Annotated in this window: 8 protein-coding genes, 1 tRNA gene and 1 pseudogene; 7 read left to right on the top strand and 3 right to left on the bottom strand. The window is 59.6% G+C overall.

Translation table 11 applies throughout. The features are described from left to right. Positions 1-830 precede the first annotated feature (830 nt). From AB3K92_RS35355 to AB3K92_RS35330, 6 genes are all read left to right on the top strand, one after another. A complete protein-coding gene (locus AB3K92_RS35355; RefSeq protein ID WP_369466702.1) occupies positions 831-11549 on the top strand; it encodes a hemagglutinin repeat-containing protein in 10719 nt (3572 codons plus the stop codon). A 1-nt stretch (position 11550) separates the two neighbouring features. Further along, positions 11551-11979 carry a hypothetical protein gene (locus tag AB3K92_RS35350; RefSeq protein WP_369466701.1) on the top strand — a complete coding sequence of 143 codons (429 nt, stop codon included), beginning with the start codon at positions 11551-11553 and terminating at the stop codon, positions 11977-11979. Between the two features lie 338 nt (positions 11980-12317). Beyond that, positions 12318-14075 (top strand): ShlB/FhaC/HecB family hemolysin secretion/activation protein, encoded by a 1758-nt coding sequence (locus tag AB3K92_RS35345; protein ID WP_369466700.1) that lies wholly within the window; start codon positions 12318-12320, stop codon positions 14073-14075. A gap of 403 nt (positions 14076-14478) precedes the next feature. Further along, positions 14479-15060 (top strand): hypothetical protein, encoded by a 582-nt coding sequence (locus AB3K92_RS35340; protein WP_369466699.1) that lies wholly within the window; start codon positions 14479-14481, stop codon positions 15058-15060. 656 nt (positions 15061-15716) lie between these two features. Continuing rightward, complete coding sequence (locus tag AB3K92_RS35335; RefSeq protein ID WP_243435323.1) at positions 15717-16151, top strand: hypothetical protein; 435 nt, start codon at positions 15717-15719, stop codon at positions 16149-16151. Between the two features lie 140 nt (positions 16152-16291). Beyond that, positions 16292-17734, top strand: a complete 1443-nt coding sequence (locus AB3K92_RS35330) for a DUF746 domain-containing protein (RefSeq protein WP_369466698.1) — start codon at positions 16292-16294, stop codon at positions 17732-17734. 293 nt (positions 17735-18027) lie between these two features. On the opposite strand, the pseudogene AB3K92_RS35325 reads toward AB3K92_RS35330, so the two are convergent. The 3 genes and pseudogenes from AB3K92_RS35325 to AB3K92_RS35315 all read right to left on the bottom strand — a co-directional run bounded on the left by AB3K92_RS35325 (position 18028) and on the right by AB3K92_RS35315 (position 19785). Next, a pseudogene (locus AB3K92_RS35325) lies at positions 18028-19213 on the bottom strand (tyrosine-type recombinase/integrase). 163 nt (positions 19214-19376) lie between these two features. Then, a tRNA-Arg gene (locus AB3K92_RS35320) sits at positions 19377-19451 on the bottom strand. A gap of 151 nt (positions 19452-19602) precedes the next feature. Then, a complete protein-coding gene (locus tag AB3K92_RS35315) occupies positions 19603-19785 on the bottom strand; it encodes a rubredoxin (RefSeq protein ID WP_006398668.1) in 183 nt (60 codons plus the stop codon). Between the two features lie 200 nt (positions 19786-19985). Between AB3K92_RS35315 and AB3K92_RS35310 the strand changes: the two genes are divergently transcribed. Next, positions 19986-20390, top strand: a complete 405-nt coding sequence (locus AB3K92_RS35310) for a DUF4399 domain-containing protein (protein ID WP_059553395.1) — start codon at positions 19986-19988, stop codon at positions 20388-20390. The last annotated feature ends 84 nt before the right edge of the window (positions 20391-20474 follow it).

Here is a 20474-nt window from a genome sequence, read left to right as displayed (position 1 = left end):
TCCGGTGTTGGAAGCCAGTGTCGCTTTCACCGCGCCGAGCCCCCGAGCTTGTCGGCTTCAGAATCCGCCAGGCGATCTACGGCCCAAATATCCCACGTGTACGGAACGCCCACGGATACGCGTCAACACATCAACACTGCGCAACCGACTCGAAGTGTGTTGCGTTTTAGCGACATGGGCGGTCGATGCACTGCGTCCTGATATGCGAGGGAACTTTGTCACATTGTTTTGGTGAAAATTTTTTAGGTAAGAGGGAGATTGTTAAATAAAAAATGATCTCATCGTCATAATGCGACTGATTGGTGCAAGTTTTTTTGAGCATCGTGCGTTGCTGCTATGCGCCAATTCCGGCACTTAGGAATGGTGTTGCTGATCCGCGCTTTATCCTGTGGATGCATAGCGGCGCGAGGGACGTGACATATGACGCCCTACCTGGTCAGACACGAAGGCCGAGCGCTTTTTCTTCGATCAATCCATGGTGGATCGGGGTGTTGTTAAGTTTATGGTTATTTGTGGGTGAGGAAAATGTTTAGGCAAGTCGAAGTATCTATTAACTGAGCGAATTTGATCCGACCCGACCCGACAGCATTAGCGGCAAGTGCACAGTCATCGCTCGTCCGGTATTCGTTCGCGTCTTGCAATCCCTGACAGTGTGCGGGAAGGCGTTTCGGTAGATTGCGGCGTGAGGGGCCGCTATTCCACCGCAATCTCAAGTCAAGAAAAATTGAGAATCTTCGGCAGCGTTGCGTTCGACGTTAGAGAGCGTCCCTGTACTTGTGCAAGGCGTTCCGATCCATCTGCTTGACGTCTAAAAAAGCGTTGCCGTATCCATGAATAAGAACCAATATCGTCTGGTGTTCAGCCGCGTGCGCGGCATGCTGGTCGCGGTCGAGGAGACCGCTCATGCAACGGGGAAAGTCAGCAAGGGAGAGGCACCGCGCTCCGTTGCCAATCGCGCATTGAGCGCTTTGGCGAGCTTCGCCTTGCGTCATGCCGCGTTCGCGGTGCTGATTGCGGCCGGCGTTACACCGATGTGGGCGAGCGCTCAGGTCGTGGGCGCTGGGGCGAACGCGCCGTCAGTCATCCAGACGCAAAACGGTCTCCAGCAAGTCAACATTACCAAGCCGAGCGGCGCGGGCGTGTCGCTGAACACCTATTCGCAGTTCGACGTACCCAAACAAGGCGTTATCGTCAACAACTCACCTACGCTGACGAACACACAGCAGGCGGGGTACATCAACGGCAACCCGAACTTCAGCCCGAACGGTTCGGCCAAGATCATCATCAACCAGGTCAACAGCAACAATCCTTCGCAACTGAAAGGTTTTGTCGAGATCGCCGGCCAACGCGCCGAGATGATCATTTCCAATCCGTCGGGATTGGTGGTCGATGGTGGCGGCTTTATCAACACCTCGAGAGCAATCCTGACGACGGGCACGCCGAACCTGAATGCGGACGGGTCGCTGGGTAGTTTCAGCGTGACACGCGGCCTCATCACGGTGCAAGGCGCAGGCCTGAACGCCACGAATGTGGATCAGGTCGACCTCATTTCCAGAGCCGTACAGGCGAATGCAGCCATCTATGCATCGAACCTGAACGTGATCGCTGGCGCGAATCAGGTCAGTCACGACACGCTCCAGGCGACTCGAATTCAGGGGGATGGTGTAGCCCCTGCCGTTGCAATTGACGTGGGTCAATTGGGCGGAATGTACAGTAATCGCATCTTTTTGGTTGGGACCGAGGGGGGCGTCGGGGTCCGGAACGCGGGAACGATCGCGGCTGATGCGATGGGCCTGACGTTGACCACAGATGGTAGGTTGGTGCAGTCGGGCAAGATCAGTTCGGTCGGTAACGTCGCGGTATCGGCAGGCGGTGGGATCGAGAACAGCAGCACGATCTACGGCCAGCAATCGGTATCGCTGAATACCGGCGCCGATGTGACTAATACCGGAACGGTCGCGGCGCAACACAACGTGGGCGTGACGGTGGGCTCGCTGAACTCGACGGGCCTGCTTGGCGCGGGCGTGAACAGTGACGGTACCGTCACGAAAGCCGGCGACCTCCAAGTCACGACCACGGGCCAGTTGAACGCGACCGGCAAGAACGTCGCGGGCGGCAACGTATCGGCGACCGGCTACGGCGTGAACCTCGCGGGCAGCACGACGGCTGCGAACGGCAACCTGTCGCTGAACGCGACGGGCGGCGACGTGAATCTCTCGAACGCGACGACGAGTGCGCAAGGGGCGGTGACGGCCAACGCCGCAGGCACGGTCATCAACGATCACGGTAGCCTGACGAGCGGTGGTAGTACGACGCTGACGGGCGGCAACGTATCGAACCAAGGCGGCACGGTGTCGTCGCAAGGACCGTTGTCCGTGACGGCCGCCGGGCAGATCGCCAACCAGGCCGGTGTGCTCGTGTCGGAAAGCACGATGACGCTGCGCGGCGGTACTGTCGCGAACAACCAGGGCACGATCCAGAGCGCCGGCCATGCGACTGTCGACGGTGTAACGATCGACAATACGGCCGGCCGCATTACATCGCTCAATACCGATGGAATGGTGCTGACGGCAACCGGCCAGCTCACGAACGTGGCAGGCACGACCGCAAACGGTGCGCAAGGCGGTGTGATCGGCGGCAACGGCGATGTGACCGTCCAAGGCGGCAATATCGCGAACCACGCCACGATTACATCCAATACCAATCTTCATGTTTCCGGGCGATCGGTCGACAACAGCGGCGGGGTGCTTCAAGCTGCCCAGGGCGTGACGGTCGATGCCGGCACGCACCTCGCCAATAGCGGCGGCAGCATCGTCGGCCAGACGGCCGCGTTGAGCGGCACCACGCTCGACAACAGTTCCGGTACCGTGCAGGCGGATCAGGTTTCGTTGACCGCAACCAACGTGGTGAACCACGGCGGCACGATTATGCAGACCGGCACCGGCACGATGGCCGTCAATGTCGCGGGTACGCTCGACAACTCGAGCGGCGGCACGCTGCAGACCAACAGCACCGATCTGACGCTCGCGCCCGCGACACTTGTGAACGACGGCGGTACGATCACGCACGCCGGCACCGGTACGTTGACGCTCGGCAATGGATCGGGCTCGGTGTCGAACATCGGCGGCAAGATCGCCAGCAATGGACGTATCACGGCACAAAGCGGTTCGCTGAACAACACGTCGGGTTCGATCAATGCCCAGGCCGGGTTGACCGCTGCGGTTGGCGGCGTGTTGAACAACACCAACGGTAAGCTGCTGTCCAATACGGACCTGGGCATCACCAGCGGCACGCTGACGAATGACGGCGGACAGATCGGCGCGAGCACGCATGCGGTAATACATACCGGCTCAATGACCAATCAGGGCGGAACGATTGTCGCGCCGAACTTGTCGGTGACCGCCGATTCGACACTCGACAACAGCGGCGGTACGCTCGAAGCGAACCAGATGGTACTGACCACGCCGAACTTGACGAACCACGGCGGGACGATCACGCAGTTTGGATCGTCCGCGATGGGTGTCAATGTGAGCGGCACGCTGGACAACTCAGCGGGCGGCGTGATTCAGACGAACAGCACGGACCTCACGCTCGCTCCGGCCCAACTGAATAATGCGGGCGGCACGATCACGCATGCCGGCACGGGCACGCTGACGGTCAAGCCCGGCAACGGTGCTAGCGCGCTGAACAATGCAGGCGGCACCATCGTCACCAAGGGCCAAGCGGTGGTTGACGCGAGCACCTGGGACAACTCGGGCGGTATCCTCGCCGCACAGGGCAGCATCACCGGCACGATCGCGGGCGACGTGAACAACGCGCAAGGGCTGGTCCGTGCAGGCGCATCCCTGTCGTTGACGAACGGCGGCGCGCTGGTGAACCAGGGCGGACACATTCAGGCCGGCCAGACGGCGGCGGGCGATGCGAGCACGCTCAGCATCCAGTCGGCATCGATCAACAATGCTGATGGCTCGATTGCTGACCTCGGCGCCGGCAAGATGACCGTGCAGGGCGGCAGCCAGATCACCAACAGTCACGCGGGCGGCGTCACGGGCATGGGCGCGATCACCGGTAACGGCGACGTGACGGTCAGCGCAGTATCGATTTCGAACACGCAGGGCGGCCAGCTGAGCGGTGCGAGCCTCCACGTTCAAGGGACGACCCTGGACAACAGCGGTGGGCAGATCGGTAACGTCGCGAATTCGAGTGGCGACGTGGACGTGACGACGACCGGCACGGTCACGAACACGAACGGGCAGATCAGCTCCACGCATGACCTGACGGTAACGGCCCCAACGCTGCAAGGCGGTGGCACGTACAGCGCAGCGCACGACGCCAACGTGAACCTGCAGGGCGATTTCTCGGTGACGCCCGACTATCAGTTCAACGTCGGTCACAATCTTGCGTTCACATTGCCCGGCACGTTCAACAATAGCGGCAATGTGCAATCGGTCAACAACCTGAACGTCAGTGCGGGCAACATCGTCAACTCGGGCGCGTTGTCGGCCGGTGGGCTGCTGCGTACGCAATCGGGCAATCTGACCAACACGGGTGCGATCGTCGGCGGCAGCGTGTCGCTCAATGCAACGGGCACGGTCTCAAACCTTGGACCGACGGCGCTGATTGGCGCATCGGACAGTAACGGCACGCTCGAAATTCTCGCGAATGACATCGAGAACCGTGACGATACGACGGCGACCGACACGATGGCGACGACGGCCATCTTCGGTATGGGCAAGGTTGTACTGGCCGGTGGCAAGGACGCCAGCGGCAACTACACGAATGCGGCCCTGATCAACAATTCGTCGGCGTTGATCCAGTCCGGCGGCGGCATGGAATTGCATGCCGACAAGATCACGAACACGCGTCGCGTGATGACGACTTCGACGGGCTCGGTCGATCCCGCGACGCTGGCGCAGTTCGGCGTACCGATCAAGGGCCAAACGGGGCAGGTTGGTGTTAAGGACCCGACGAGCATCGGCGGCGTGTATACCGATCCGCCCCACGGCGGTCAGTGGAACAGTACGTATCAATACACGACCTACTACGCGGATAGCGCGACCGCGACGACCGTGACCAGCATCAGCCCGGCTGCTCAAATCGTGTCGGGCGGCAGTATCAATGCATCAACGGTCGCCAGCCTGCAAAGCTACTGGAGCAGCATCACGGCCGTTGGCAATGTCCAGATGCCGAAGAGCTACGATGCCAACGGGTGGGCTGCCACCGGACAACAGGCCCCAAGCGTGACGGTGTCGTACTCCGGGCAGTATCACTACAACAACTACGACAACAGCGAATACAACTGGCAGTTGCCGTTCGGCAATGCGCCGTTCGTGACGAGCCGTCCGGGCGGCTATACGCAGGCGGCGCCGGCATCGGTCAAGCAGTACTCGCTGCCGAGCTACGATTCGACCTTGGGTTCGAACGGGACGATTTCCGGAACCGGCGTGAGCATCAACAACACCGCGGGCAACGCGTCGATTCCGTCGCTGGGCTTGCTGCCCGGGCAAGCCGTACCCGGCCTGACGATCGGTGGACTGAGCGGTAGCGCGAGCGGCACGAAGTCGGGTGCGTCGGCGGTGCATGGTGGTGTGACCACGGTCGATCCGGTCATCGCAAGCGCGACTGCGTCGAACGTGCTGAACAACCTGACCATTCCGCAGGGCGGCTTGTTCAAACCGAACCCGTCGCCGAACGCGAGCTACGTGATCGAGACGAATCCGGCGTTCACGAACCAGAAGAGTTTCATTTCGAGCGACTACTTCTTCGGTCAGATCGGTGTCGACCTTACCCACATTCCGAAGAGGTTGGGTGACGGCTTCTACGAGCAGCAATTGGTTCGCAACCAAGTCACGTCGCTGACGGGCCGTGCGGTGCTCGGTCCGTACACGGATCTCCAGTCGATGTACCAGTCGCTGATGGCGGCAGGCGCTTCGCTGGAGAAGTCGCTCAACCTTCCGTTGGGCGCGAGCCTGTCGGCCGAGCAGGTGTCGCAGCTCACGAGCAACGTGATCATGATGGAGACGCGCGTTGTTGACGGGCAGTCGGTGCTGGTGCCGGTCGTGTATCTCGCGAAGGCCAATCAGCAGAATATCAACGGTCCGCTGATTACGGCCACCGACATCGACCTGAAGGACGCACAGAACTTCACGAACAGCGGCACGGTGAAGGCGGACAACACGCTGTCGATCCAGGGCAAGCAGATCGACAACGCATTTGGTGCGCTGCAGAGCGGTGGCCTGATGTCGTTGACGACAACCGGCAATGTCGATTTGACTTCGGCCAAGGTCCAAGCCGGTAGCTTGAACCTGAATGCCGGCGGCGACCTGATTCTCGATACCGCAGTGAAGACCGACAAGCGGGTCAGCCGCGATGGCGCAACGAGCGTCACGTCGACGCTCGGGCCGATCGCTCAGATTGACGTCAAGCGCGATGCAGCAATCGTGACCGGTGGAAACCTTGAACAGCACGCGGGTGCGCTGACGGTTGGTGGAAATCTCGGCATGCTCGTCGGTGGGAACTACGACCTTGGTACGCAGCAAGTCGGCGAGCACAAGGTTGTCCAGCGGGCGAATGGTGTTTCGAATACCGACATCAATGGCGTGGTGGGCAGCGCTGTGAATGTCGGCGGTGTGTCGATGATCGGTGTGAATGGTGATTTGACCGCGAGTGGCGCGCAAATCAACTTGGGTAATGGCGGCACGATCGCTGCCAGGGGTAATGTCACGCTCGGCGCGGCGAGCACGACTTCGACGGTCGACAGCAACAGTTCGGGTAGCGATCATCACGGCAGCTATACGGAAACGTTGCATACCTCCGACCAGACCGTGGTTGGCACGACGCTGCATAGCGGCAATACCTTAAACGTTGCTTCGGGCAAGGATATCAACGTCGTCGGAAGCACGATTACGCTTGACCAGGGCAACGTCGGCCTGATGGCAGTCGGCAACGTGAATGTCGGCACGGCAACCGAAACGCACGTGTCGAACATGGACGAATCGCATGACCATGGCGGTGTCGCAAGTCATACGAGCGCGACGAATCGGGTTGACCAGACCACCACGTACGCCAATGGCAGCACGATCTCGGCCGACGGCGTGACGGTCGTGAGCGGGAAAGACATCAACGTCACCGGCAGCGCCATTGTCGGGACGCACGATGTAGCACTTTCTGCCAAGGACAACGTCAACATCACGGCGGCGACCAATACCTATCAGGACAACGAGTACCATCAAGAGAAGCACTCGGGCCTGTCGGGTTCGGGTGGCCTGGGCATCACGATCGGATCGAGCGAACAGAGCGATCGGTATAACGCTACTTCGACGACGCAGAGCCAGTCGCGCAGCGCGGTCGGCAGCGTTGAAGGCAACGTGACCGTGTCGGGCGGAAAGGACGTCCATATTAGCGGCAGCGACATCGTGGCAGGCGAGGCCGCAGGCGATACCACTGGGGCAACGGGCAACATCAGCATCGCTGGACAGAATGTCACGATTGATCCCGGACAGGACCGAGCGCAATCGCACGATCAGCGGGAAGCGCATTCGAGCGGCCTGACGGTGGCCGTGACCGGCACGCCGTTCGATACGGTGCGCAACCTGAAAGCGGATGCGTCGTCGGGCAACGGGTTTCAGCGCGGCCAATCGGTGCTGACCGAAATCGGCGCAAGCGCCGCGGACGTGCCGTCGATTTCGGTGACGTATGGTCAGAGCCGCAGCAGCAGTACAACCGATATCTCGAGCCTGACGAACGCTGGAAGCACGGTACGGGGCGGCGGTAATGTGACCGTGAAAGCGACCGGCGGCGCGCAGAAGGATGCGAGCGGCAACATCGTGGACGGCGATATTGCGGTGATCGGCTCGGCGATCAGCGCGGGCGGCACGGCGACGCTGGATGCCAACCGCAACGTGACGTTGCAGGCATCGACGGACCAGCTTCAGCAGAGTACGTCGTCGAGCAGTTCCAGTACGAGCCTTGCGTTAATTTCGACACCGAGTCTCGGTGATGTCGCCCGATGGATCGGCGGTACGGCCAACAGCGGCGGGAACAGTCCGTCTCCGTACAACGCGAGCCGGAGCAATTCGGACGGCAGCCAGATGCTGACCCAGCAAACGGCGTCGTCGGTCACGGGTAACAGCGTCGTCATCAAGAGCAAGACAGGCGATATCAACGTCGTTGGTTCCGGCATCAGTGGAACGCAAGGCGTCGATCTGGTTGCAACGCAGGGTGCGATCAATGTACTGGCGGGTCTCGATACGAATGTGACGCATCAGGAATCGAGCAGTCACCAGGTTGGCAGTCTTGGCAGTAACGGTACGGCTACAGGTTTTTCGGTGGGCGTAGCGAACAGCCATAGCGTGCAGGATACGGCGTCGCAAACGCAGAGCACGATGCGCAGCCAGATCGTGAGCGGCAACGGCAATGTGACGCTTGATGCGAAGCAGGACATCACGGTGGCCGGTTCGGACCTGAGCGCGGGCAAGGATTTGACGCTGATCGGCAAGAACCTGAATCTCGATCCGGGAACGGACGCGACGCAGAGCCGGATGAGTCAGGATTCGAGCCAGTTCGGCGTCAGTGTTGCGCTTGGCGGTGCTGTTGGCAATGCGATCGCGCAGGCGAATCAGGCGTTTGGGCAGCCGGCACGCGGTGGCGACTCGCGGTTGGCGGCGCTCGACAAGGCACAGGCTGGATTGGCCGCGTACAACGCGTATCAAGTTGGGAGCGCGCTGAGTAATGGTCAGCCGACAAATCAGGCCTTGGTCAAAGCGACGGTCAGCATTGGCGGCGGTACCAGCCACAGCGAAGCGCAATCGAGCTCGGTCGCCAACGACGGGAGCACGCTGCACGCTGGAGGTAAGGCAACGCTGATTGCAACCGGGAGCGGAGCCAAGGATGCGAATGGCTTTGCGACCGACGGTGACATCAATGCCAGCGGGACGCAGATTAGCGCGCAGAACGTTGAGCTGAGCGCAGCGCGCGATGTCAACCTGACAAGCTCGAAGGATACGAGCCAGCAGTCGAGCAGCAACAGCAGCAGCGGCGGCAGTATCGGTGTCGGGGCCGCTCTCGGCGGACAGCAGAATGGCTTTACGCTGGAACTGGGTGCGAGCACGGCGCACGGCAACGCGAACGGCAACAGCGTGACGAATCGGGATACGCAGATTACCGCGAGCGATACGCTGTCGATGACAAGCGGACGCGATACAAACCTGCGCGGGGCGGAGGTGTCGGGCAATACCGTCAACGCAAGCGTTGGGCGCGACCTGAACATCCAGAGCCAGCAGGACACCAGCACGTACGACAGCAAGCAATCGAGTGCCGGATTCCAGGCAAGTATTTGCGTGCCGCCGTTCTGCTATGGCCAGACGGTCAGCGGCAGCGCGAGCGCGAGCGAGCAGAACATCAACGCGAACTATCAATCGGTGAACCAGCAAAGCGGCATCTATGCGGGTACCGGAGGGTATAACGTGAACGTTGGGAACCATACGCAGCTCGACGGTGGCGTGATCGCCAGCACGGCGACGCCGGATAAGAACAGCTTGTCGACGCAGACGCTTGGCTATTCGAATCTGGAGAACCACGCGTCTTACTCGGGCGATACGGTGGGCGTCAGCGCGAGCGGTGGATTCGGGAACAGCACGCCGGGCGGCGTGAATCTCAATACGCCTGTCAAGCAGGGCGCCAACAACACAACGGGAGCGCTGAATTCGCAGGGCCTGGGGCCGAGCGGGTTCTCGGCAGCTGGCACTAGCAGCGACGCGTCGGGGACGACCTATGCGGCTATCAGTCCTGGGAAGATCACGGTACGCGGTGACACGGGTACCGGACACGACAGCACTGCTGGGCTGAGCCGCGACACGGCGAATGCGAACGGTGCGGTACAGAACACGTTCAATGCGCAGAACGTGCAGAACGACATCGCGGTTCAGCAGTCGGTCGGCCAAGTCGGTATGCAGGTGGTGGGCGACGTAGCGAACGCATTGCAAAACAAGGCGATCGCAGACGAAACCAAGGCACGACTGGCATATGCCAACGCTAGTGCCACAGGCGACACGGCCGGGATGGCCCAGGCACAGGCAGATTTCACGGCGGCGCAACAGCAGGAAGCTTTGTGGGGTAACGATGGTGCCGCACGCATTGCGTCGCACGCAGGTGTAGCCGCAATTGGGGCGGCGATGGGCGGCGGCAATGTGGCCGGGGCGGTCGCTGGCACGGTAGCCGGTGACATGGCAGGCAACGCCGTTGGGAACGCGCTCGGCGATACACTGGGCGGCACGTTGTTGGCGAATGCGGCGTCGGGGCTGGCTGGTGCGGCGGCGGGCGGTTTGCTGGGCGGCTCGGCTGGTGCAATGAGCGGCGCAAATGGTGCATTGAGCGCGGATCTGTTCAATCGCCAACTTCACCCGCAAGAACGCACCATGATTTCTACGGCGGCGAAGGGTATTGCAGCCGCGATCGGTAAGACACAGGCTGATCAAGCGACGCTGACTGACTACTGGACCAATATGCTGACGTTGGCGGCAGGCGCAAAGGTAGACGCGGCCGCGCAGTCGCAGCTCACGAACTACGTATTCCAGTTAGCGCAGGCTGCCCAAGCGTCGGGCAATACGCAGACCCTGAACAGCTTTATGCAAAATCTGGTGATTGCACAGAACGCGATCGATCGGATGTCGGGCTATACGATCTCGGGGACGACCGGTCCGATCGTGGCGGATGGTAGCCCGGTCAAGACGTTCCAATCGACTACTGCGCAGTACAACGATAAGTACTTGTTCGATTCACCGGCTGGCACCGCGCAGGCGTTAGCGCCGGGACAGACGCCACATACAGCGGGGATTGGAGAGAAAAACTACGCTACGGCCGGTGCGATAAATCAGCAGGTGGCGGGCTTTGAGCAAAACGTGCTTCAGCGAGCTGGAGCGTCGAACGGCGCAGTTACGCCGGACTACACGGTCGAGAATCTGGTAGGGGGGGCGGCCGTTGGCAAGATTGTTTCACGCGTGCTCGGCGCGGTTTTCGGCTCAGGAGCCGAAGGAGCGGTGCAAGCCGTCGTAGACAGCAAAGTTGCTGGTGTAGCGGATGGTGCTGGCGGTGCTGTTGGAGTACCCAAGACTATTCCTTATCAGCCGAGCGGGACCGTGATTCTGCAGGGAAATGCGCCAGTATGTGGTCCAGCGTGTGCGGCAATGGTTATTACAGATAACACCGGAAACTCAGTCAGTTTGGCAGACGCGATAGGTAGTTTCACAAATGGCATCCGACCAACGGGCGTCAGCACGACCGAGCTATCAAGCGTAATATCAAACGCTGGAGTGCAGAATACTGTTGAGACGGTGATGTTGCCAGGGCAACTGAGTCGAGTGTTGTCAAGTGGGCAGTCGGCAATAGTTAATGTAAACGGGCACTTTATCATCGTGGACAGCGAAACGATGGTTAATGGAGTCTCGTACTACATGACTCGGGACCCCTATGTGGGTCCCCGTGGAGTCTTGGCTAGCGCACTAAATTCTGCTATGTCACGTGGCGTCAATGCAATTGTGATAGGGAAGTAACATGGATGTGAAAGATTTGCTAGATTCGCGGAGCCTGAAGCCTGGTGATCGTATTGAAGTATCCGGCTGGCTGGTTGATACAAGCGATGGCTTGTACATCTTGGGAGACCATTGGCCTGAAAATTATGAATACCCTTATAGGGTCAAGATCGCCAACGGAAATATCATGTATCCAATTTTGGAACAGGTTCCGAGCTTGGGCGGTGGATGGTCGCTTATATTTTATCGGGCAAAAATAAGTGCCGTTGTGGAATGTTGTTTGCCCTGGATTTTGAGGGCCGAAAACATATGCGTAGAGCCTGACAGGGGAAGCGGCCGGTATGTGGATGTCGATGTCAGGCCGGAAATAGTATCATCATATGTTAAAAATAATGGCGAATATAAATTCGAAAGGAATAGAAATCCGGTCCGGGACTGGCTGGATGATTGATATTTGTAAATCGATGCATTGACGGATTTAAATTCTTGTTGTGGCGCCCTTGTGGTTGTGCCCGCGAGAGAGTGAGATGTTGCTGTTGGAATGCTCCTCTTGAAAAGAGGGTCTTGGTTGGCATTGAGCCTGGAAGCGAAACACGAAAGCCCACGAGCGTTGGCTGTACCCAGAGGCTTATCAAAGTCGATGTAGCAGTGCGCTAAAGATAGCAGCAGTTTTGCGGCGGAGCTAGCGCCATTGTAGTCGGTGCATTCGAGATGCACGCTTTCGCAGCAGATAAGACGGCGTGCATTCTCAACGTTTATGTAGCAGGCTGAATCAGGGGTTAGTTGATAATGAGAATAAGGAATCGGCTGGTGGCTTTGCCATTCACAGCCTTGATGTCGCTCGGGGGACACGCGCAGCAGGCTCCGACACCTGCAGACCAAGCCGCCGCCGCGCGCGCAAATGCGGAACAGGATCGGCAGGCGCAGCAGCAACGCGACGCGCAGCAACGTGACGCGACCGTACGCGCGCCTTCGATGCGCTCGGACGTGCCGAAGATCGAAGCCTATCCGGCGCTTCCCACGGAAACGCCGTGCTTTCGTATCGATCGCTTCACGCTCGACGTGCCCGCGTCGTTTCCCGACGCAGTGAAGGCACAAGGTGCGTCGGCGCTGCCGATGGATCGCTTCGCGTTTGCGCGCGACTGGCTGAACCACTACGCCGGGCAATGCGTCGGCAAGCAAGGCGTTGACGTGCTGGTCAAGGGGCTGTCTCAGGCAATTCTGGCGCGCGGCAACGTCACCACGCGCGTGCTCGTCCCCGAACAAGACCTGTCGACCGGTACGCTGAAACTGTCGCTGATTCCCGGCACGATCCGGCGCATCCGTTTCTCAGATGAAAAGCTGCGCGGCACATGGAAAACTGCATTCCCGACCGGCGATGGTGAAGTATTGAATCTGCGCGACCTGGAGCAAGGTCTGGAGCAGATGAAACGCGTATCGAGCCAGGACGTCACGATGCAGATCGTTCCGGGCGAACTGCCCGGCGAAAGCGACGTGGTTCTGGACGTGAAGCGCGGCAAGCCGTGGACGATCGTCGCATCGATCGACAACTCGGGCACGCGTGCTACCGGCAAGCTGCAAGGCAACCTGTCGGTCGGCATCGATAACCCGCTCGGCCTGAACGACACCTTCAACGTCGGCGTGAGCCAAGACCTTGAGTTCGGCGACAAGCGGCTCGGCTCGCACGGCTGGAACGGCTTCTATTCGATTCCGTGGGGTTACTGGACGGCCACGCTATCGGCGTACACGAACACCTACTACCAGCAGATCGCGGGCGTGAATCAGACGTTTGTCGCGAGCGGCAACTCGAAGACGGTCGACTTCAAGCTGGCCCGGGTGCTGGCGCGCAGCAAGAGCGACGTGTTCGGCGCGTACTTCCGGCTATCCCGCCGTTTTGGTAAGAGCTTTATTGAGGATACCGAGATTTCGCAGCAGCGCCGTAACAACACGATCATCGAACTCGGTCTGACCGACCGGCACTACTTCGACGGCGCGCAATTCGATGGCTCGCTCGCGTATCGTCAAGGCGTTGGCGGATTCGGCGCGCAGGACGACACACTGGCGACGAGCGGCCCGACTTATCGCTTCAAGATGGCCGTACTCGACGCGAACCTGTCGGTCCCGTTCGCGATCGGCAAGCAGCCGTTTCGCTATGTCGGCACGTTTCATGGCCAGTACACGGGAGATACGCTGTACTACCTCGATGACCTGACGATCGGCAGCCGATACACCGTGCGCGGCTTCGACGGAGAAACGATGCTGGCGGCGTCGCGCGGGTTCTACTGGCGTAACGAGTTGCAAATGCAGATTGGCCAGACGGGGCAAGCGGTGTATGCAGGGCTGGATTACGGGCGCGTGTGGGGGCCTCAGCCGATTGCGCTCGTCGGTACGCAGTTGGCCGGCGCTGTCATCGGTGTGAAGGGAAGCATCGGGACGCGCTTCGGTGCCTACGCGTATGACCTGTTTGCAGGCACGCCTGTCTATAAGCCATCTGGCTTTCCAACTGCGCGCGTCACCGTTGGATTCCAGCTGACTTCGCAGTTTTGAGCGGGGAGTCTCTTGTAGTGGAAGACAGCCAAGTGGATGAATTGAGCGTATCGAACGACACGCAACCGGTCCGGCTTCCGCCGCGTCACCCGTGGTTGAACGGCAAGCGTCGCGCAATGGAGAAGGCGCGAAAGACATACGTCGAGCTGCCCACACTTGAGCGGACGCCCGTACCTGTTGCCGAACCGCGAATTATCGTGAAGCGGAAGCGGCGACTGGTATTCGATTGACGTTTCGAGTTTGATTGGTTGCGTCTAGGCTCCCCTCCGGGTCTAGATGCTTTGCGCGGTAAGCAGTGTCTCCGCGCCTTTTTATGTAGAAACTACACCGGGTGGCTTGGATCAAGTCGTACAGGTTGGGTGTTGTTTGTTTTGTTAGTTATCTTTAACAATTGAGAGAAAAAATGAAGAAGCTGATACTGATTGGTCTGATGGGCTCGGCGGTTCCGCTGGCCGCATGTGGTGGCGGTGATGGAAGCAGCGGTGGCGCGACGTCGGGAAGTTCGACGGGTTCGACTTCGCAAACCGCACCGAATACGGACGCCGTGTTTTCCTGCCCGGCTGACTACAAAAAGCTGACGCTCACAAACAGCAGCGTCGTCGCGAACGTGAATATGAATCTGACGACCGACGACGGCATTGCGACGCTGACAATCAAGACGCCGTCCAACGGCATTACCGGTGACTTCACGGTGTGCCTTGGGAAGCCGAATCCGACGCCCGCTGGAGTGACGGCAGACTACATCTACGAGGTGAAGTCCTCAGGCGATCTCCGCTCAATGGCATCCTCGACGTTGGCTCTGAACTTTACGACGAATGTCAAACCCACCCAAAACCCACCGGTTATCGAATACGCGAACGTGTCGGGCGGCACCGTGACTTACCAGTCGGTGCTCCAGGGTGCATCGGTCTCGGTTGCGCCGAACTACAGCTTGTCGGCAAACGCACAGGTCGCTGGCTACTACGTGGTGCGTCTCACGAAGTAACGCCTCGATTTCTATTTTGATGTGCCTATTTTAGGTGCTCCGGACGCGGCAGTTGTCGAGTCTGCGTCCCTCTTTCAGATATGGATTCCGTTGATGCGCAACGTAGTAATCGGAAGTCTGCTGGTGATGTCGACCACGGTGGCATTCGCCGAGTATCGCGAAACCTGGGTGAGTCCAGGCGAATTGAAGAGTTTGGAGGTGGGGCACAAGAGTGCGCGAGCTAAAACGGGACCTGTAACACGATCGAAGCCGCAAGTATCGTCTTCACGGCCCCCTGCACGTAGTTCGCATCAACTACCTTCAGATCCGATCGCGGCTTTTGCTCGCGACGACCGTGGCGCTCATGAGCAGCGGAAATCTCGGCCAGCCTCGACGCGGCCTCATAAGCCGATGGCCGTTCAGCAGAAGGTGAGAAGAGAAGGCGTTGGAGAAAGTCATCGCAGAAAGGCGGTTACCGAGTCGATGGTGTGATGGAGGGTACCGCGAGACAGACCACCGCGGCGGTGGTTACTAAGTCGCTTCTTCAAAATGATGAAACGGCCCCCCGTTGATGTTGCAGTGCCGATTGCTCAAATGTTGCTTGGCTGACTGATATGGCTCGAAACTCCCCCCGTCGAACGAAGCGTAAGCCGCTCACCAAGGAGCAGCTTTTGCCGATGTCGAACGATACAATTCGCACGCTGTCGCTTGAAGGTCATGTCGCATTGTCCGTTCTGCGCAGCGGCCAAGGCGATGCGGTACAAATCGGCCGGCTCGCACAGATCGTCTATCTGTCGTATTTCATGCGTGACGTGACAGCAGCTGGTTCCGACATCGAGCAATTTCGGATCGCCGAGATTATCGTAGAAGACTGCGTGACCAGAGCACTCAACGGCGAACGATGGGTGTTGAAGGACGAGGACTTTGCCGCTGTCGAGCGTATCTTGCTCTTGTACGATGCTCAGCTCGCGGCTGCGCCCGCGTATCGATTTGCGGATGCGTGGCAGCAGTTTCAGCGCGTGATCGTCACGCATTACCGGACTCCCATCGAAGGATCGCGTATTGACGCATCGGAAATTTGCATCGATGCCGTCAATGCGCTGATTCAATGAACTCCGCGGCTGCTCGATCGTAAAGTTACGTTGACCATGGAGCAGACAACTGAGGACGGGTGCCAAGTTACGGATCGGCGCTGCCATGCCCCACAGCAATTTGCCCGTTGCCCTGAATATCTAGAGTTTTGACGATTGCGATGTCCAGAACAGTCAAGTCATTGCTGCCCGGTACACGTCGAACGAATCATGAGACGACACCGACACGACGCTTCGATGCCACGGTTGGCGCGATCACCGCGAAGGAACCCGTCGATGACGCACTGACCGAAGACGTGGATCTAACGGATTACCTGATGCGGGCGTGGTACGAATTGATTCATCTTTCGCCGACGCCAGTGCCACGATGTCCGCATTGCGACGGGCTGCGCATTCGTCCCGATCGACCGTCCGGCAAGAGTAAGCTCCCGATCTATTTTTGTCATGCGTGCAAGAAGAGCTTCAACCGGCTGACCGGTACGCCGTTTGCAAACCTCAAGAACCTCGCAAAGGGCACGGAAATGATCCCGCTGCTGTCGCGGCAGATGTCGTTGTTGCAGGCAGGCGAACGGTTGGGGCGCACGCAGAAGGCCGTACTTTCGTGGTTGCTAGCGTTTCGCCGCTATCTGCTCGAACTCGATCCGTCCGGGCTATGGGAGGCCCGTGTTCTGCTCGGCGTGCGGGTCGCGCCACGTGCGCGTTGTACGAGATGCGGCTTCGAGGGTGGCTTCCTTGCGGGTGGATTTGATCCTCAGCGGCGGCGGCGGATTCGTTGCCCGAAGTGCGGGCGCAGCCGGCTCCTGGATGTATTGCAGGACCAGGGCGAGGGCATCAAAGGCGAAGTGATCCACGATGCTATCGATACGGCAATTCGAGCGCGCCACAAGGTGCATCCAGAGATGCCGGTGCCAGTCGTGGTGCGTGCGGCAAGCGTCAGTGATGCAGCGCTCGAAGTGAAGGCTCCGGATCGCGTTCTGTGGAGTGAGCTGGAACTGCCAGATCGTCGACTGCCCCCGGGACCTGTCGAGCGAGTTGAGGATACTGTGCTGAGCAAGTTCCTGCTCGAGCGGATCGAGACCGCATTGAGTCACAGCGCCATACCTCCACAGTGCCCATGGTGTAGCAGCGAGCACACGGAATATCATCCGCAGCAGCGGCCGAACGGATTGCCGGGCTTTCGATGCCGCACATGTCTGGCCTATTTCACGCGAATATCGAACACGCCGCTGAATGGCCGGCACATGCGCAAGCACGCTCTGCAGCTGGCACGGATGTTGGGATGGCGGGAGACCAGTAGGGCTGCGGCCATCGAGCTTGGCGTTGACCCAACGACGGCTCATCGTTGGGTGTATGGCTTGCGTCAGTGGTTGCTGAAGCTTGATCCGAGCGGTCGCATGGAAGAACGAGTGAAGCTAGGCGTTGGCAGGGAATCGATTGTGTGCATGTGTGAGAAATGCGGGCATACAGGGCCGATCCAACTGTCGGGCCCGACGAACCGTCCGTTGGCTGCGAATGGCGAACGACAATACAAGTTTCGGTGTGGCGGTTGTTCACGTCATAGTCGAACGTGGCTCTCGCCGGTCGACCGCGGCGTAGCGTCATAGGTCGTCAACACCGGGCGCTTCGAAGGTGCGCTTTTCGACGCGTAAGCTTTAGGAGGGGGAGGTGCTGACCGGACGAGCCGGTAAGTGCTATCGGAATGAGCAGACTCGAGGTGGCCTCGCAGATGTGTGCGGCTGGCAAGCGCCTCTGATTCGATGACGTTTTCTGATCGTCGAATGTGCCGAAAGAGCTCTCTGTCGGCAAATCCCTCTGTCTCCATCTCGATGAAGGGGCTTCTAGCGGTAATGGCAATGGCTCTGTTTTAGCCGATGCGGTGATGAAGAGGGGTAGATACTTACAAGCCAGCTTTGAGTTTATCGAGATGATCAGCCCAATGCTGCATCATCCTGCGTCGTTCAGGTAAGTATTCGGCATGAACGTAGGCTGCTGTTACCTGATTGCGCTCCGCATGCGCGAGCTGACGATCTACGACGTCCCGGCTGTACCCTAGTTCACGTAACATTGTGGCGGCGAGTCCACGGAAGCCATGTCCTGTCATGCGATTTGTAGCCCATGCGGTAAAGCGCGAATAACATGGTGTTGTTCGAGATCGGTGCACGGCCATGTACGCTATAGAACACGTGTGGCCGGTCGCCATTGATCTGCCGGAGTTGCTCTAACACCACTAGCGATTGCCGTGACAGCGGGACAATATGTGGGTCCCGCATCTTCATTCTCTCGGGCGGGACTCGCCACTCTGCTGCAGCCTCGTCGAACTCGGCCCATTGAGCGCGAATCATTTCCTTCGTGCGGACAAAGGTAAGGGCCATCAATTCTAGCGCCAGCCGGGTAACTGGCTCACCTGGGTACGCTGCGATGTCGCGCATGAGCTGTGGGATCTCCAACGGCTTGACCCTGGCCATGTGCTGCACGCCCGGCCCCTTTTTTAAGATCGTTTCCGCATCGATGTCAGCAGACGGGTTACGGGTGCAACGGCCAGTCATGATGGCGTACTGGAATACGGCGCGCGAACGCTGCAACAGTCGCTTGGCGGTTTCCCGGACGCCCCGTGCTTCGATTGCGCGGATGATCTCCAGCATTTCCGGCGCTTCGATGCTGGAGATGGGGCGTGAGCCGATCTTCGGGAATGCATCGATCTCCAGCGAGTGGATGACTTTCTCAGCGTAGGTCTCGGTCCATCCTGCGCGCTGATTGTCGAACCACTCGCGCGCAACTGCCTCGAACGAACTAGCGGCTGCGATGCGCGCCGTTCGTTTGACTTCTCTCTTTGCTTCATTGGGATCGATACCCGCCGCAAGCTTTTCCCGAGCCTCGTCCCGCTTTTTGCGTGCGACTGCTAGTGAAACGTCCGGGTACACGCCGAGTGCCAGCAACTTTTCCTTGCCGTTGACGCGATATTTGAGCCGCCAGTAGCGCTGACCGGCCGGGGTAACGAGCAGGAACATTCCGCCGCCGTCGAACAACTTCACAGGCTTGTCGCCAGCTTTCGCGTTCTTGACGGCTTTGTCGGTCAAGGGCATGGGGGTATCCCTCCAAGGGGTATCTTGGATACCCCGAGAGATACCCCCAAATACCCCCGGCTGTCGCAGTACGTCATGGGACGTATACGGAATTGAAAAACCCGGTGAGCCTTATGCTATCACGGGTTTGTCGGAATTCTGGGGATCACATGAGATGGAAGATTGGTCCCCCCGACAGGAATCGAACCTGTATCTAGCGCTTAGGAGGCGCTTGTTCTATCCATTGAACTACGGGGAGCGCCATGTCCGGATGATCGCGCAAAAAAACGCGAACCGGACGGCAGTGTGGACAGCGCGCAGAGTATAGCAAACGCGCGGCGCGTCGGCGGGGCGGAATGCACGCCGACGCGCGCGATCGCGCAATCAGCCGCGATCAGAACATCGTGGAATCAGAAATCGACGACAACAAAATCTTCCTTGCCCACATCGCACAGCGGGCAGCGCCAGTCGGCGGGAATGTCGGCGAAACGGGTGCCGGGTGCGATGCCTTCGTCGGGCAGCCCTTCCGCTTCGTTGTAGACCCACCCGCAAATCAGGCAGACCCAGCTCTGGTATTCGGTTACTTCGCTCATGTGGCGCTCGGTGAAAATGGAAATCCGGTAATGCCGTCCGCAGCCTGGCCGGCGGACGAGAGGCGCAATGGTACCGGAATTTCGCCGAACGGCTCCGCAACGTCGTTTTAAACGTACGCATCGCGAACAACGCAACCGGAACACACATGCCGTACGTGCGGTGTATGCTTCCCGGGCTGTCCAACCATCAGGAGAATGCGATGCTGAACAAAAAGTGGATCGCGAGTGCGGTATGCGTGGCGGCGATGGCCGTGTCGACGGTCGCGCGGGCCGAGGCGCGCGTGTTTTTCGAAGCGCCGCGCGACGGCGCGACGGTGTCGAATCCGGTGCTCGTGAAGTTCGGGCTCGAAGGGATGGCGCTTCGGCCCGCCGGCGACATGACGCCGGATACCGGCCATCATCACCTGCTGATCGACGGCCGGCCGATTCCGAAGGGCGACGTGATTCCGGCAGGCGAGCGTTCGCTGCACTTCGGCAAGCCGCAGACCGAAACCGAGCTCAGGCTGCCGCCTGGCCAGCACACGCTGACACTGCAGTTCGGCGACGGCGCGCACCGCTCGTACGGCCCCGAAATGAGCTCGACGATCTCCGTGAACGTCAAGTAAGCACGCCTTTCCGCGAGGGCGGCCGGGCCGTCCTCGTGACGAAGTGAGCCCGCGCCTGCGGGCGCGGGTGCCCGCTGCGCGCGC

The organism is Burkholderia sp. Bmkn7, assembly GCF_041103175.1.
GTDB lineage: Bacteria > Pseudomonadota > Gammaproteobacteria > Burkholderiales > Burkholderiaceae > Burkholderia > Burkholderia cepacia.
Note: the sequence above shows the minus strand (reverse complement) of the source record. Positions and strands in the feature narration are given on the sequence as shown.